The following is a 16166-nucleotide window of genomic DNA, read 5'->3' as shown; positions in this document are numbered from 1 at the left end:
AGTTGAGTTGGATTAAACGAAAGAGACGTATCGAGGTGGATGCGTCTCTTTTTCCATCAATAAGGGGCTTTTCGCTTACATAAAGCCAAACAAAGTTAGGCGCCGAAGCCTTGGAATATATGAATTTTCTTGATTAAATACCGCCGTATTTTATAAAAAATCGATTTTTGATAATAAACATGCTGAACAATATATATTCTGCAATTGAAAAATTGGGCATTAGTCCACAAAAACGTGCTTTGCACATTCAATTTTCAAATTCGACATTAAATCAGGCGGTATTTTTACAACGCATTGATGGGGAACATGCGCTTAGTACGGGTTTAAATGTTCAACTGATTTGTCTATCGACTTCTGCGACCTTAGAACTCAAACAATTTATTGGCACGCAAGTCGCAATCGATCAGGTGACCGATGCGGGGCAACTTTTTCGTATTACCGGGATCATTACTGAAGCATTTCAAGGCCAAAGTGATGGCGCATTAACGCTATATAAGTTGACCTTAGAAGATGCAACGGCATTGTGGCATAAGCGTCGTAATAGCCGCGTGTTTATGAATAAATCGGTCAAAGATGTGGTCGAGATTATTTTTAAGGAATGGCAAAAAAAGAGCCCACTTTTTGCAGCGAGCTTAAGTTTGGACTTAAGTGGCTTAAAAAAAGAGTATGACGTTCGACCATTCATGATGCAAAGTAATGAAACCGACTATGATTTTATTACCCGCTTATTACGCAGTGAAGGCATTCATTGGCTGGTTGATGAAGCTCAATCTTTTGTAACATCGTCTGCGGCACCCATCGCAGCCCAAAAGCTACGTTTGATTGATGATAATAGTCAATATCAAGCTTTGGAACGACGTAATATTCGTTTTCATCGCAGTAGTGCAACTGAAAAAAATGACAGTATGACCAGTTTTATCAGTCAGCGCAGTCTGCAGCCGACGTCGGTACATGTGCAGCGGTGGCAGGCAGATGTGCTTGAACAGGACGAGGGTGGTGGTGCAGTACAAAGCAAGCACCTACATAGCCAAAATCAAGATAATGCGAGTTTAAGCTTAGAGCAGGCATGGCATGTGAGCCCTGCATGGATGCAAGATCTGAATGGTGAAGATGCTGCAACTGCCTCTAATAGTGCTCAAGTTGAACGTCTCAATCAAAATTTTAGTGATTATTATGCGGCTCAAGCCAAACAATTTATTGCTAAAAGTACCGTGCGTGATACACAAGTTGGTTATTGGTTCAAATTGGATGAGCATCCAGAGATTGACCAGCATCGTGGTGCCGATCAAGAATTTTTGATTTTATCTAAGTCTTTTTATAACCAAAATAATTTACCCAAAGACTTAACCGATCAAGTTACACAACTGATCCATCAAAGTCAGTGGCAAGTCAAACAAAGCGATGCGGATGAACGCCAAGCCAATACCTTGGCTTTGCAACGTCGAAATATTACGACCGTTCCTGAATTTAATCCACTTACACATCGACCAGTAACACATCCACAGCGTGCCAAAGTTGTGGGTCCTGCCGGTGAAGAAATCCATGTTGATGAATGGGGACGGATAAAAGTTCGTTTTCTGTTTACCCGTTCTGATGATCATGGCCATGATGGTGGGGCAGGTGCGAACAATAATGACACAGACTCGGCTTGGGTTGATGTGTTGACCCCTTGGGCCGGCGAAGGTTATGGTGCACGCTTCTTACCTCGAGTTGGTGAAATAGTCGTCGTTGATTTCTTTGATGGCAACATTGACCGACCTTTTGTCGTGGGTCGTATTCATGAAGCGCAGCGTAGTCCCACTAAATTTGACAATAAAGGACAATTACCAGATACCAAAAAACTTGCGGGAATTCGTTCCAAAGAAGTGGCGGGAGAGGGTTTTGGTCAATTACGCTTTGATGACACCACAGGGCAAATTAGTACCCAGCTGCAAAGTAGTCATGGTGCGAGCCAACTGAACCTCGGTAAGCTTAGTCATCCAAAAGATAAAGCAGAAAGTGAAGATCGGGGTGAAGGTTTTGAGCTGCGGACCGATCAATGGGGGGCAGTACGAGCTGGACAAGGTTTATTGGTGTCGACTTATAAACAGGAAAAGGCCAATGGTGAACATTTAGATGCAGAGATTGCAAGAACACAGCTGGAGACGAGTCATAGTAATAGTAAGTCTTTAAGTGATATTGCAAAACAACAAAAAACAGATGAAATTGAATCTGTTGAACAGCTAAAAGCTTTTGCCAGTGAAATAGAAAAAGATATCGCTAAATTTAAAAAAGCCATTCTTTTACTTAACTCAGTGGATGGTATTGCACTTAGTACACCAGAGGATATTCATTTATCTGCAACAGGCATGATCAATCAAATTGCCGGTGATAGCATTAACCTGAGTACGCAAAAAAATATTGTGGGACAAGCTTTAGGTAAGGTTAGCTTATTTGCAGCTCAAGGTGGCATTAAAGCAATAGCAGCGCAAAGTAAAGTCGAAATTCAGGCACAGTCTGATGCTATGGATATTTTGGCAAAAAAAGGAATTACGATTTCTTCTACTGAAGACAAAATAGAGATTAGCAGTCCTAAAGAGATTGTGATCACAGGAGCTTCTTCCCAAATTACTTTAAATGGCACGGGAATTCTTGCTAAGACAGGTGGTAAATTTGAAGTAAATGCAGGGCAGCATCTATTTAAACCAGCATCGAGTGCTAGCAAGTCTGCACAACTTCCTGCTTCTAATCCGATGAAAGGGGCCTTAGAACTGCTTAAAAGTTATGGTGGTCAAGATTTCTTTAGTGGCACCGGTTTTAAAGTCATTGATGCTTTGGGCAAGCAAGTTACAGGAAAATTAGACGGCAATGGCTTTGCTCAAGTAACGGGTATTGCACCAGGACCGGCTAAAGTTGAGTTTGACAAAGATCCTCGAAGTGCTTGGGATTCAGCGAGTCATTTTAAGCGTGATTATCAATGGGCGGAAAAAGTGGTACCAGGCGCTTCGGACTTTTTACAAAATACATTGGGTTCGTTGGGGCAAAATTTAACATCACGGTTAAAAGATAATCTCTTTAATTTAAATGCCGATTCTTTAAAAAATATCGGAAAAAATGCATTAAAAGATCTAGGTGGACAGGCATTAAATCAATTTAAAGACCAAGTCAACAATTCCGCACTATCTGCAATTTCATCGAAACTCAACTTGGGACTTTCTGCTTCACAAATGGCAAGTTTGGGTCAGGGTGCACAAGGCTTATCCAGCGTATTAGGTGGAAGTGGAATGAGTAACGGCATCGTTTCTGGGTCAACTGCTGCCGCAGTTCAGAACTCACAAGCAACCATTGATAAGGATATAGTGGGCCGTAAAATTTCTTATTCCACACGCGCATTGACTTATACGGAAACCATTCGAGAAGGCTCTGCAATGCCTACGAATGTGACAGCTGCACCAGTCGCAGTGCCTAAAGTTACTGAAATAAAAGTAGCGGAAGCTGCACCAGAAAAAGCGATACCTGTCCTTGCTAGTGATGATGATTGGGTGGACCGGAAACAATATTCAAGTCCTTACCTCACTTACAGTGAAACCACACGACCGAAAAAGAACAATGGTTAGTACTTCATAAGAGCGACAGCAAAACACAATTTTAAATATTTAGAATTTGAGTAATAGGTTTTTACATGACAACTGAGCAAAATGTTCAACAAGAACAACAGACAACAACTAAGCCAGCAGTTGAACTGGCGATTTTTAACTTAGAGAGTGTGACGCATACAGAAGATCATAAGTTTATTGCACATCAAATTGAAAACTATTTAAAGCAATGTGGTAATACCAACTTAGGGCAGTTGAAAAGTCTTGCTAATGTACCAACGGTTGCCAATATTTTTGCACTTTCAGGTTCAGTCTTAGATTTACTATTGTTTTGTACTGAGCAAAAACAAGGTGAGTCAGGAGTACAGCAAGGCGCTTTACTTTGTATGAACTTGATTGGTTTATACTTAGAACCCAAAGCTGAAGCTCATGTACGAATGGCTTTACGTCCTTTATTGGGACTCATGGCTGAATGTTTATATCCGCAAAATGGTAAAGTCAAAGAAGCCGATATCCGTCGCATGTCTTTGCATTTAAATGCGCAAATGGCAGGGGATATAGAAAAATTCCTGACTGAAACACAAGCTAAATTACCTACCTTGCTTTCAGGTGCAAGCACATTGGGTATATCCATACTCTCAGCCTTTGCAACTGAAACGAAATCAGGACTGGTATCACCAACCATTAATTTTGGCGCAACTGCCGAAAAACGAGATCCAACGGAACAATTTAGTAACTGGACGAAACCGCTGATTGATCTGACACAAACCAGTGCGCTTGCTAGTTTGATACCGAAACTTAAAAAGCCAACAGGGGTCACATCTTTACAGTTGGAAGCACAACAAGCACAATCGCTTTTACCGAATCTAATTCAGCAACAAGCAAATACAGGTACAAAATATAGTATTGCTTGGTTGATACAAGAAACCTTAAAAGCCATCAAAAAACAAGGCAATAAAGCCAGTGCCAGCGTTCCTTTAAATCAAACTGGTGAGCATGAGCAGCATACAACAGGTGATACTTTAGAGTTTTTAACTTTACAGGCCGATGCACTGAATAATCCGCCTTGCCAAGGAGCTGACTCACAATCTAAGCACAGTATCAGCTATTCCATTGGCGCAGAACGAGTCAATCATACTGATTTCTACTTACCCAAAGTGGGCTTTAGCTTCAGCCGTCAATATAATTCGCAAATGCATGAGTTTGATGGCAGCATGATGGGCGCGCGTTGGATGATGCCTTTTTCGAATGTCATTAGCCAAAATAAAAATGGCTACTTATTTATAGACAGTAATGGGCGCAAGCATCAGTTGCCTGAGTCAATCCTGTATGAAGCATACACGGTGCCTTATGAAGGCTTTACGGTAGAACCTTTAGAAAATGAAGATTTGCTACTAAACTTTGGTTCAGCGTGGAGTTTCCATTTTCATAGTTTCAATGGCGGAAAACACTATCAGTTGATTCAGCAATTCAATGAAGAAACAGATGAAAAAGTTGCTTTAAGTTATTTACTATTTGAACAGCAGGCTTATCTGCAAAGTATTGATTTTCAATTGAAGAAAGCTAAACACCAGCTCAAGTTTGCCTTTAATGATCAAGTAAAAGTTATCGCTGCTTTTGTGGATGAACAGGCAGAGCCAGTGTCACGTTATGAATATGATACGCAAGGCAATTTAATTAAGGCTGTAGATCAAAATGGCCATGTACGCAGCTATGAATATAATGATGCGCATCAACTGACTCGCTATACCGACCGTACTGGTCGTGGGCAAAATATCCGTTATGAATCAAAAGAGGCGAATGCCAAAGCCATCGCAGAATGGGCAGATGATGGTAGTTTTAAAACACGTTTGGAGTGGCACCCGAGACTGCGCCAAGTTGCTGTATATGATGCTTATGATGTGCCGACCTATTACTATTTTGACTTAGATGGTTTTACCTATCGCACACGCTTAGCCGATGGCCGTGAAAAATGGCTATCGCGTGACAGTCAAAAACGTATTACCCGTCAAATTGATTTTGCAGGCCTAGAAACCGAACAAGTTTATAACGAGCAAGATCAGCTGATTAAAATTGTACAGCCGAATGGAGGCATCATCCGTTTTGCCTATGATGAAGCAGGAAATTTGACGGAAACTAAAGATCCAGAAGGTCATATTTGGAAAAAAGAATACGATGCAGACGGTAATGTAACGAAGGAAATTAATCCTTTAGGTTATAGCACGCAATATAAATACAACAACGATAATCAAGTTGTAGAAATCATTGATGCCAAAGGCGGCGCTAAAAAAATTCAATACAATGATTTGGGGCAAATGACCGCATATAGCGATTGTTCAGGTAAAGAGAGCGCATGGGAATACGATGAAGAAGGCGCACTGACGGCCCAGCAGTCTGCTGATGCACAGCAAGTCAAATATATCTACAGCACAGATGGCAAAGACAAAGGCCAGCTTAAAGCAATTGTCTACCCTGATGGTTTAAAAGAACAATTTGAGCATGATGAAGAAGGGCGCTTGCTCAAGCATACGGATACCAAAGGTTTAAGCACGCAGTACCGTTATAACGCTGCGGGTTTGCTCGAACAGCGTATAGATGCGAACCGTCATCAAATTGGCTACCAATGGGATCAGCAAGGCCGTATTCAAAAGCTGATCAATCAAAACCATGCAGAATATTTATTTGAATATAACCGTTATGGTCAATTGGCACGTGAACAGGCCTTCGACGGCGAAGAAAAATATTATAGCTACAATGAAAACGGTCAGCTGTTCCAAATCCGTCAGCCGAATGTGTTTACTCAATTTGCATATTTTGCTGATGGCGCAATCGCTTCAAAAACTTATACTCATGTACAAACTCGTGTAAGTCAAACAGAAGAATTTGAATACAACCTGAATCATCAGTTGAGTAAGGCGAGGAATAAAGACAGTCAAATCGATTTTTATCGCAACGCGCTTGGCCAATTGGTTCGTGAGCATCAGCATTATAAAGTGCCGCATTTAATTCCGCTGACGGCTGTGCTGCGTTATGAATATGATGTGCTGGGAAATTTAACTCAAACGATTCGTCCTGATGGACAGGTTCAAAGCAATTTGAGTTATGGTTCAGGGCATATTTATGGCATTGCGTTAAATAAAAAAGACATGGTGGCATTTCAGCGCGATGACTTGCACCATGAAACGGCGCGGATGCTCGCAAATGGATTGGTTCAAAGCAAAAATTATAATGATGTAGGCTTACTCAGTTCGCAGCTGATTCAGCCAGAGCAAGAGACTCTAGGGCGAGTACAGCATCAGGCGGAACGGCAGTATCATTATGATCAAAATTATCTACTCACTCAGGTGGATGACAGCCGTTTAGGCAAGCTGAATTATCAATATGATGCGGTTGGCCGTTTGATACAGAGCCAAAGTGTGCATAAAACGGAAAGTTTTGCTTTTGACCCTGCGGGGAATTTGATTGACCCGATTGCCACGCAGGCATCTCAAGTGAAAAGTAATTTGATTGCTCAATATCAGGGTAAAAACTATAAATACGATGCGCAAGGCAATGTGATTGAAAGCAGCCATGCAGGTAAAACATTAAAACTGACGTGGGATAACCTGAACCGTTTGATCCAAAGTGAGCTTAATGGTCAGGCGACTGAATATGGTTATGATGTATTTGGAAGGCGTTTATACAAGAAAAATCAAAATGCGCAAACCCTGACCTTATTCGGCTGGGACGGTGACCTGATGATTTGGGAGTCACAGCAATCTAATAATGTTGGAGAAGACTACACTAAGCATTATGTCTATGAACCACAGAGTTTTGTACCGCTGCTGCAAACGGGCTATACAGGTTTTATCAAGCTTTTAGAAACTCCAGATTATGCTCAATTTCAGCATGAAGATTATTCGGTTTATAAAGATCCGCTATGGAAAACGGAAACACGAAAAAATAAAGCTGAATTGGAACGGGTGCTTTTTTATCACTGTGATCAAGTGGGTACGCCGCAAACATTAACTAATGAATTAGGTGAGTGTGTTTGGGAAATAAAACAGGATGCATGGGGTGAAGCTATAGAAATAAAAGCCACTAATGCATTGCTTGAAGACACTAATATTCGTTTCCAAGGCCAATATTACGATAGTGAAACAGGCTTACATTATAACCGTTACCGTTATTATGAGCCGCATAGTGCAAGATATGTGAGTAAAGACCCAATTGGGTTAAATGGAGGAATGAATACTTCTGCTTATGTAAGTGATCCAACCCAATGGGTTGATCCGATGGGGTTAACTGAATGGACTGGTTCAAGTTATCAAGTTAGTGTTCTTGCCGGAACAGGAATTAAATATGATTTAAGATCCCAATGCCTAAATAATGAAAGAGGTGTCGCATCAATAGTTGTTGGTGGTGGCTCATATGGGCGGGGGGGCACTTTAGGAGCGGCAGGAAGTAGATCAGTAACTTTTCATGACCCATATGATGGTGTTTATAAAGACGCATTGAATGGTGGGTGGGGAGATGTAAGTGCTAGTGTTGTATTATTTAGAGGTATAGGTTTTGGTAAAACTGGTTTAGGTGAAGCATCTAGTGATGGCTTAATGTCGACATATGATAGAGGAGTCGCTGCTAGTGCTGGAGTTTCAAGTGGACATGTTATACCTAGTTTATCTAGCTATAAGGTTGAAGCTTGTTTTACAAATGACCCACGTGGGCCCATTTGTAATGGTCGAAATGGTAGATGTGAAAAAAGTGTACCTAAACCAAAGCCTCGATCATATATCGATCCCAAAACCATTCCTGAGTATGATCCTCGCTCTCATGCACATATTCCGCCAAATAATGTCAACATTAATGACATTTTTAACAAAATGAGTTTTTAAGAGGTTATGTACAAAATGCTGAAAAAGAAATTATTAGTGAGTCTAGCTGTAAGTATATGTATTACTGCTTGTAATGCTTCAAATACATCATCTGATTTAAATATGACATTTGAACAAGCTGAGCAGTTAAGATCACAAGCAGAAGCTGCACCATCAAACTCTGATGAAAAGAAAGAATATTATAAAAGACTCGAACCTATTTATGAAAACTTGGCAAAAGAGGGGAATAGTGATGCTCAACTAATATTGGCAGATATTTATTTTAAAGCGCTGAGTGGAACTTATGATACTAAAAAATCATTTGAGTGGACAAAAAAATCGGCAGATAATGGAAATGTCTCCGCTATGTATAATACTGGTTTTAAGTACTACACTGGAACTGGAGTTCAAAAAAGTATAGAAAATGCAAAAAAATATTATCTTAAAGCTGCTAAGTTGAATGATGTTGATGCAATGGGCTCTATAGGCTCTATTTATATTGAAGAAGGAAATATTGAAGAAGGGTTAAATTATTTAAAAAGTGCAGCCGAAAAAAATGATGCTCTTTCATTATTTGAGTTAGGGTTGATATATTGCGAAGGTGTGGTTGTTAAACAAGACTATAAAATTTGTAATAATTACTGGGAAAAATCTGCATCATTAAATAATGCTGAGGCTGCTTTAAATTTGGGTATTAATTTGATAAATAGTAATGGTATCACTAAAGATGTGGATCGAGCTATTAAGTATTTTGAATTAGCTAGTAAAATGAGTAAAGGACAAGCATCTTATAACTTAGGGGTCATATATTCATCTCCAGATTATAATAAGTTAAATGAAAGTTTATCTCAATTTTACTTTAATAAAGCATATGAGCAAGGCATCTCAAGTGCTAAAGAAAAGATAAAACAGTAAGTATTCAAATAATTTTCTGTAATTTATAAGAGATAGCATAATAATGCTCAAAAATAAAGTTCTGTTTATTTCCGCTATAAGCATTGTTATATGTAGCTTAATTGCTTGTACAAATTTGAATAAACAGGGGCTTTGTTGCACAAACCTATCTGTAAAGGCTTTTTCAGCGATATAATTTTCAAATGAAGAAGCCTACACACAAAATCTATCGCACAACCAATTGGCCCGCATATAACCGAGCACTCATGAGTCGCGGAAATATTGCCATTTGGTTTGATCCTGCTACGCAATGGTATGCTCCATCAAAAGGCAAACAAGGGCGAAATCAAACCTACTCCGACGCAGCTATCCAATGCTGCTTAATGATTAAATCCTTATTCCGTCTATCTTTACGTATGGTCACTGGCTTTGTGCAAAGTCTGATTAAACTTTGTGGATTAAATTGGACCGCACCAAATTACAGTACGCTTTGCAGAAGACAAAAACATATTGATATTGCAATCAGCTACCAAAAAAGTAGCGATGGGCTGCATCTACTCATAGACTCTACAGGCATGAGGTTTCTAGGTGAGGGCGAATGGAAACGCAAGAAACATGGACCTGAATATCGTCGCCAATGGCGTAAACTTCATATTGCTATAGATGTTGAAACCCTTTAAATACGCGCTATTCAACTCACTACAAATAATGTGAGTGATTCACAAGTGCTTGGTGATTTACTCGATCAGATTCCACAAGATGAGCAGATTGACTCTGTTTATACCGATGGAGCTTATGACACCAAGCAATGCCGTCAGGTCATTGCAGATCGGCAAGCGCATGCGGTGATTCCACCTAGAAAAAATGCGAAACCATGGAAAGATACAAAGATCAGCTCGCTAGCGCGAAATGAATTACTTCGAACAGTTAAACGTTTAGGCAGGACATTATGGAAAAAATGGTCCGGCTATCATTGCCGAAGTTTGGTCGAAACTAAGATGCATTGCATCAAATTATTGGGGGATAAACTCAGTGCAAGAAAATTTGATAGCCAAGTCAATGAAATTCATGCACGTGTAGCAGTCCTCAACAGATTTACGGAATTAGGTCGACCACTTACCCAAGTTACGCCTTAAATTTGGCTCAATTAGGGGGCTTTGTATTTCAAATCTTTGTGCAACAAAGCCCATTTGAGCCACAACTGATTAAAAAGAATCAGACCCGTATCACGCAAATGGATAGCCAGATTCTATCCCTTTATGCCAAAGGTATGACTACCCGTGAAATTGTTGCTACCTTTAAGGAAATGTACGATGCTGATGTATCTCCAACGCTCATTTCCAAGGTGACTGATGCCGTCAAGGAGCAGGTTGCTGAAACCTCAACCTTGGCAAGGTCGCCGAGATTTATTCCATTAAATGACTTTATTTTTAGGTATATGATTTAATTGGTAATATCTGGTTTTTGGTGGGCTAAAATTTAGATCAATTTAGATCATTTAATGTTGTTTTAGTCACTTTATTTTAGACGTTTTAGTTTATAAAAGTCACCTATGTTTTGATACTGATTTTCATGAGAAATAAAAATAATATATAATTTAATATAATGACTCTTAATCCTCATGAAAATGTTTTATATTCAATTCAATAAATGAATATTATGCTCAATCCTATTTTGGATCATTTGGAGAGTCTCTGCTTGAATTTGTCCAGGTAATAGATCATGAGCGATATTGCTGAATCGGATTGCAACCTTACAAATAGAGCCAATAATTTCATCGACTTCTTGAGCAGAAAGTTCTGCTTCCTGAGTACCAAGTTTTACAAGAGCTTGTCGAGGAATATCCAGTGCCTCACCCATGATATCCATTTGATGATATCCACCTGGCCCTTCACAGAAAGTAACATCATAGGCAGGGGCGAGTTTCCATTGCCCATTTTGGGACATCAGAAATGAAAAGTTTTTGCAATGATCATCTCGATTATTGAAGACTACATTGAAAACAGCTCGCTTGAATGCAATTGCTTTTTCGCGAACATCATTGGTGCAAAAGTGTGCAGCGCGAAGAAAGTTACTGTAGTCTAAACTCCCTGGTGATTTAAAATCAGCTCCGGTGAAGGCAGCTAAACTTTGCATAGGGATACGCATACCATCATGGTGGTCAAATCTTTTTGATGCAAATGCGGTTAATCCATTCGGAAGAGTAAAATATTGAGTATCAGGGGTGTCAATATCACAATGACGTAAACATTCTGCATAAACAGCTTCAATTGCACAAACTTCAGGATGCTCTTGCTGAGCGGGAAATTTGATCAGCCAGGCTTCATGTTGATGTGAGCTAACTGTTGAGAATTCGTTGGTGACAGGATCACGATAGACGAGTGCTTTTGGCCTTGCACCTTGTGGTGATCCACCCATAACTAATAAATGCTGTAAAAATTCAGCACCTTCTCCTTTGAGAACTTCCTGGACTTCTTGGGCGAGTTTAAGCAGTGGAATATTTTCAGTTAATGCTAACTCAGGTGCTGAAGGTTCAAAGGATAATGCCCCCATCGCATGTGTATTAATATACGTGAGTCTTTCTAATGGCCCAATCCGTGCTGGATTGAGTCCATTTTTTTTAAATAAGCGATCCATAAGGAGCATGCCCCAACCATCGGGTAGGGCATCATATATAGGACCTGGCAATCCCATTTGATGTGCAGGAAAGTTCGTTCTTAATGGGTCACCTTTTAACGGAAGTAGGTAAGAGGAAAGTTCTAAACCTTTACTGATCGCTTCTGCACTGTATTCAAAGGCGATTAATGGTCGACCTGTGATTGCGGTTGAGGAGACCAGTGTACCCCAAAGCCAATATTCACCCCATCCATTGTAGTAAACATTAAGTTTTTTGAGCATGGATTTATTTCCTTTTGATACGTTGGCGAGCCGTATTGCTCTCATAGCGGAGAATGTCATCTACACTGTTTAAATGAGGTTTAAAGAGTTCCTCTAATTCTTTTAATCGACCCAGTACCATGGCAACGCGTACTAAATTTTCAAATGAAACATTTCGACCAGCTTCCAAATTAGATACTGTATTTACACCAATACCAGCACGTGTAGCGACGTCTGCCTGAGTCATTTCCAGATAAAGTCGTTCCTTACGAAGCCTTTCACATAATAAAGTAACAACTTCTTCAGGTTTTTTGAATATTAAATCCATAATATTGGGTCTTATGTCTATATATGTGTATTAAACCACAAAATAATGGAGTTATAAAATAAAACGACTTAGTCGGTAAGGAGGGTACTTTATTGGCCTGATTAGATCCTATTAGATTAAAGAAGTCTAATTAGACATTTACAATCTAATAGAGTCTAACAACTTGCTTTAAGCTCAATCAGTTTCGCGTGGTGTCGCGAGGAACCGTGATTTGCTATCAGTTCAATCTGGAATATCTGACACAAGTGGTCTGGAGTAATGAGGTCGATGGGCAGCTCTTTGCCTTTCTTGATACCTTATTCAGTACCGATTTACAATTTATTCATCATCTTCCGCAAACATTGCTTCAATTTCATCCCAGTGCGGAAATTTATACTTGTTTTTATTCACTTCAAATTGCAGGCCTACTGCATTAAGTATAGATTCAAATATGCTAAATGAGCCTGTAAAGTGGCCATTTTCTATCTCTGAAATTGTTGTTTTATTAACGTTCGTTTTTTCTGAAAGATTTTTCTGTGTATAGCCCAGAGCTTTTCTTGCCAAACGTATTTCTTTACCTATTTCTTCTCTTGAAGCCATATCAATTCTAACCCTAGAAATTTGTTCGCTATATAGCAAACTTTTATAGTGATTTTTGAATACCTTTGAATTTATAGGGTTCGATTTTGCCTTAAATTATTTGAATAGAGCTCATATGTGTATAGGATTTTTAATCCTTTAGAATTAGGCTAGCCTGTCTCTTGATGTAAAATCAATAATACTTGGACATCTATTCTTGTTTTATCTGGACATTTTTTTCTGCTTTAGGGTTAAATGAAACTACACAAAGATGTGGAACTTTGATTAAAGAACAGGCGTGGAACAGTAAAATTCAACAAAAAAGCCGTTCCAGTGCGCTGTTTACTGGAACGGCTTTAGTTAAGATATTGATAATTATAGGTAAATTCAAGCATTTCGTATAACATGTATTATGTTAATTTTAGAGAAACTTCATGATAAGACAAAATCTACAGCTGCTTTTGCATGTATAGAAGTAGTATCAAAGAGAGGGACTGAAAATTTAATATCTCCGATAAGCATACAAATCTCTGTGCATCCTAAGATAACTCCTTCTGCTCCAGAAGATATTAAATCTTCGATAACATTGATATATTTCTTTTGAGACTCGTTGTTTATAACCCCTAAACATAATTCATTATAAATAATATCATGCACAACTTTTCTATTTGTTTCATTTGGCGTTATTACTTCAAGTCCTTTTTCTTCTAATCTACTCTTATAAAAATCTTGTTCCATAGTAAAAGCTGTACCAAGCAGACCAATTTTTTTAATATTTTGACTTAAAATTTCCGTAGCTGTTGCATCGGCAATATGAATAAATGGAATAGTAGTTGAATTCTCAATATAAGAAGCCACTTTATGCATCGTATTTGTACAAAGTACAATACCATCAGCCCCTCCTTTTTCTAGTTGAATAGCTTTATCTTTTAAATAAAGTCCAGCTTCATCCCAGAGTCCCTTATGCTGTAATTCTTCAATTTCAGAAAAATCAACGCTGATAAGAACAACCTTAGCAGAATGTAATTTTCCTAGCTTCATTTGAACCATTTTATTAATTTGTTGATAGTAAAGATCTGTAGATTCCCAACTCATTCCGCCTAATAAACCAATTGTTTTCAAAGTTGTGCCTTTAAGAAATTCAAAAATCTAACTTATCAATATAATTAAAATTATCTAGTACAAAATTGCTCATATTTAACATAATGGCTGTTATACGAAGTCGACTTGTAATGCAATTTGCATTACAGTACTCCTAGTACATTAAATAACTGGGAGATATGATGGCTACTGTTAACTTCAGGGTCGATGAAGCCCTTAAAGAAAAATCCTATTCAATCCTTAAAGAACAAGGTATTGCACCTACAGATTTCTTTACTAGTATTCTTGAGTATGTTGCTACGACTGGGAAACTACCTGTCAAAAAAGCTTTGCTTTCAGAAGAAGACGAAGAATTATTAGCTCTTGTCCGTAAGCGCATTAATGACCCTAAAGAGATGTTTGAGGAAGTCACATTAGATGACTTATAAGCTTTTACGTCACAAGGACTTTACAGCAGAATGGGAAAGACTCCCTGTTGCTATACGAGATCAATTTAAGAAGAAACTAGCCAAAGTCATAGAGCAGCCACATATTCCAAAGAATATGCTTAGAGGCGATCTTGCAGGTTGCTATAAAATTAAATTATTAAAAGCTGGTGTCAGACTTGTCTATCAAGTTAAAGATGATCAGGTAGTTATCTTGCTCATCACAGTCGGGAAACGAGCTGATAGCATAGTTTATGACGAAGCTAAAAAGCGCATTAAAGACTAAAAATGGGAGCTTATAGCTCCCATTTTTGCATTCGTATAACGTGTATTATGTTAATTTTAGAAATTCTTAATCAGCTCTTAAATAAATTATTTATATTTTTCTTTAGAGCAATAGCGATATTAAGATCAAATCCATCTACCAAAAATCTACTAATTAGCCCTTCTATTAAAGTATAAATTAGCTCAGATAAATCTTGATGGTCTGCGAATATGCAGTGTTCTGATACTAAGTCTTTTATCCATTGCTTATGCCTTTTAGAAACGCAAATTATATCTTGCTCATTTTGACTCGACTCAGCTACAGCTCGAACAAATAAGCACCCTTTGAAAGAATCTTGTTGAAACCATTCCATGTGCCAATCAAAAATTTTATTAATTGCATAGATCCCTCTAGCTGCTCCAATGTATTGAAATAGACTTTGTTTAAATTTTTCATCACGAGCTGTAAGTACAGATTTAACCAACTGATTTTTATTTTTGAAATAAGTATACATAGTGGTTTTAGAACAGCCTGATTCATCTCGAATTAGGTCAACACCAACGCCAACAAAGCTATTTTCATTAAATAATCTTTCCGCTGTATCTAAAATTTTTAATGCTGATTTTGACATCCAAGACATCCTACAAATAAAAATAGTACAGATCTGTACTATTTTTATTTTATATGTATTATGGTTTGAAAACAATATTTTGAAGAGATGCAAAAAATGTTTTCTATTTTAGAAGGAAAGGAAAAACTAGCTACATTTCCCAAAAAAAATGAAGTTCTGAGAAGCCTAATTGGAGGAACTATTAGTATCTTCCTTCTACTTACACTGACTAAGTTAACAGGGAATCTTTATATCATGGCTCCATTCGGGGCTACTTGTGTAATTCTTTATGCTGTTTCACAGTCGCCATTAGCACAACCCAGAAATGTTATATTCGGTCATCTCATTTCAGCTTTTATTGGCTTATTTTTTCTGAAATTTTTCCCTGAATCTAATCTAACCATAGCTTTATCTGTAGGTTGTGCAATTGCATTAATGCAAGTTTTTAAATGTGTACATCCACCAGCAGGAGCCAATCCTTTAGTTATACTTTTAACAGCAAATTCCATTAACTATGAATGGAGTTTCCTTGTTTTTCCTGTCTTATTAGGATCTATAGCTTTAGTTTTGGTTGCTGCTGTCGTAAACAATGTTAAAACTGATAATAAGTGGCCTCTTTATGGCTTAGGTTTAATTAAAACTAAGTGATAATTTTGTTGAGAGTTGAACCCATTTAACAT

At 38.3% G+C, this 16166-nt stretch carries 11 protein-coding genes and 2 pseudogenes; 8 read left to right on the top strand and 5 right to left on the bottom strand.

Annotated features, from left to right (window positions below):
- Positions 1–179: 179 nt before the first annotated feature.
- The 5 genes and pseudogenes from tssI to LXF01_RS16775 all read left to right on the top strand — a co-directional run.
- Positions 180–3596, top strand: a complete 3417-nt coding sequence (tssI, locus tag LXF01_RS16795) for a type VI secretion system Vgr family protein (RefSeq protein WP_233945565.1) — start codon at positions 180–182, stop codon at positions 3594–3596.
- Between the two features lie 65 nt (positions 3597–3661).
- Positions 3662–8449 carry an RHS repeat-associated core domain-containing protein gene (locus LXF01_RS16790; RefSeq protein WP_233945564.1) on the top strand — a complete coding sequence of 1596 codons (4788 nt, stop codon included), beginning with the start codon at positions 3662–3664 and terminating at the stop codon, positions 8447–8449.
- A 15-nt stretch (positions 8450–8464) separates the two neighbouring features.
- A complete protein-coding gene (locus LXF01_RS16785) occupies positions 8465–9343 on the top strand; it encodes a tetratricopeptide repeat protein (RefSeq protein ID WP_163146125.1) in 879 nt (292 codons plus the stop codon).
- Between the two features lie 182 nt (positions 9344–9525).
- A pseudogene (locus LXF01_RS16780) lies at positions 9526–10458 on the top strand (IS5 family transposase).
- A gap of 53 nt (positions 10459–10511) precedes the next feature.
- Positions 10512–10700 (top strand): annotated as a pseudogene (locus LXF01_RS16775) (transposase); the annotation flags it as partial.
- Positions 10701–10960: 260 nt separating this feature from the next.
- On the opposite strand, the gene LXF01_RS16770 reads toward LXF01_RS16775, so the two are convergent.
- The 4 genes from LXF01_RS16770 to LXF01_RS16755 form a co-directional block, all read right to left on the bottom strand.
- Positions 10961–12220: a type II toxin-antitoxin system HipA family toxin gene (locus tag LXF01_RS16770; RefSeq protein WP_233945563.1), complete on the bottom strand. Its 1260-nt coding sequence runs from the start codon at positions 12218–12220 to the stop codon at positions 10961–10963.
- A 4-nt stretch (positions 12221–12224) separates the two neighbouring features.
- Positions 12225–12527 carry a helix-turn-helix domain-containing protein gene (locus LXF01_RS16765; protein WP_111886029.1) on the bottom strand — a complete coding sequence of 101 codons (303 nt, stop codon included), beginning with the start codon at positions 12525–12527 and terminating at the stop codon, positions 12225–12227.
- Positions 12528–12845: 318 nt separating this feature from the next.
- Positions 12846–13106, bottom strand: a complete 261-nt coding sequence (locus tag LXF01_RS16760; protein WP_180036186.1) for a helix-turn-helix domain-containing protein — start codon at positions 13104–13106, stop codon at positions 12846–12848.
- 411 nt (positions 13107–13517) lie between these two features.
- Positions 13518–14207 carry an aspartate/glutamate racemase family protein gene (locus LXF01_RS16755; RefSeq protein WP_219191771.1) on the bottom strand — a complete coding sequence of 230 codons (690 nt, stop codon included), beginning with the start codon at positions 14205–14207 and terminating at the stop codon, positions 13518–13520.
- A 161-nt stretch (positions 14208–14368) separates the two neighbouring features.
- Between LXF01_RS16755 and LXF01_RS16750 the strand changes: the two genes are divergently transcribed.
- Both LXF01_RS16750 and LXF01_RS16745 read left to right on the top strand, forming a co-directional pair.
- A complete protein-coding gene (locus tag LXF01_RS16750) occupies positions 14369–14614 on the top strand; it encodes a type II toxin-antitoxin system RelB/DinJ family antitoxin (RefSeq protein WP_000246756.1) in 246 nt (81 codons plus the stop codon).
- A complete protein-coding gene (locus LXF01_RS16745) occupies positions 14604–14897 on the top strand; it encodes a type II toxin-antitoxin system RelE family toxin (protein ID WP_038349496.1) in 294 nt (97 codons plus the stop codon). The genes LXF01_RS16750 and LXF01_RS16745 overlap by 11 nt, the downstream gene beginning before the upstream one ends.
- Before the next feature lie 70 nt (positions 14898–14967).
- Here LXF01_RS16745 and LXF01_RS16740 read toward each other — a convergent pair whose 3' ends face one another.
- The gene (locus LXF01_RS16740) at positions 14968–15507 is read right to left on the bottom strand and encodes a TetR/AcrR family transcriptional regulator (RefSeq protein WP_233945562.1); all 540 of its coding nucleotides are present in this window, start codon (positions 15505–15507) and stop codon (positions 14968–14970) included.
- A 96-nt stretch (positions 15508–15603) separates the two neighbouring features.
- Between LXF01_RS16740 and LXF01_RS16735 the strand changes: the two genes are divergently transcribed.
- Positions 15604–16134, top strand: coding sequence for an HPP family protein (locus LXF01_RS16735; RefSeq protein WP_148335254.1), 531 nt, complete (start codon positions 15604–15606; stop codon positions 16132–16134).
- The last annotated feature ends 32 nt before the right edge of the window (positions 16135–16166 follow it).

Origin of the sequence: Acinetobacter sp. SH20PTE14 (assembly GCF_021391555.1) — a bacterium.
Lineage (GTDB): Bacteria > Pseudomonadota > Gammaproteobacteria > Pseudomonadales > Moraxellaceae > Acinetobacter > Acinetobacter amyesii.
The sequence above is the reverse complement of the archived record's forward strand: the minus strand, read 5'-3'. Positions and strand labels throughout refer to the sequence as shown.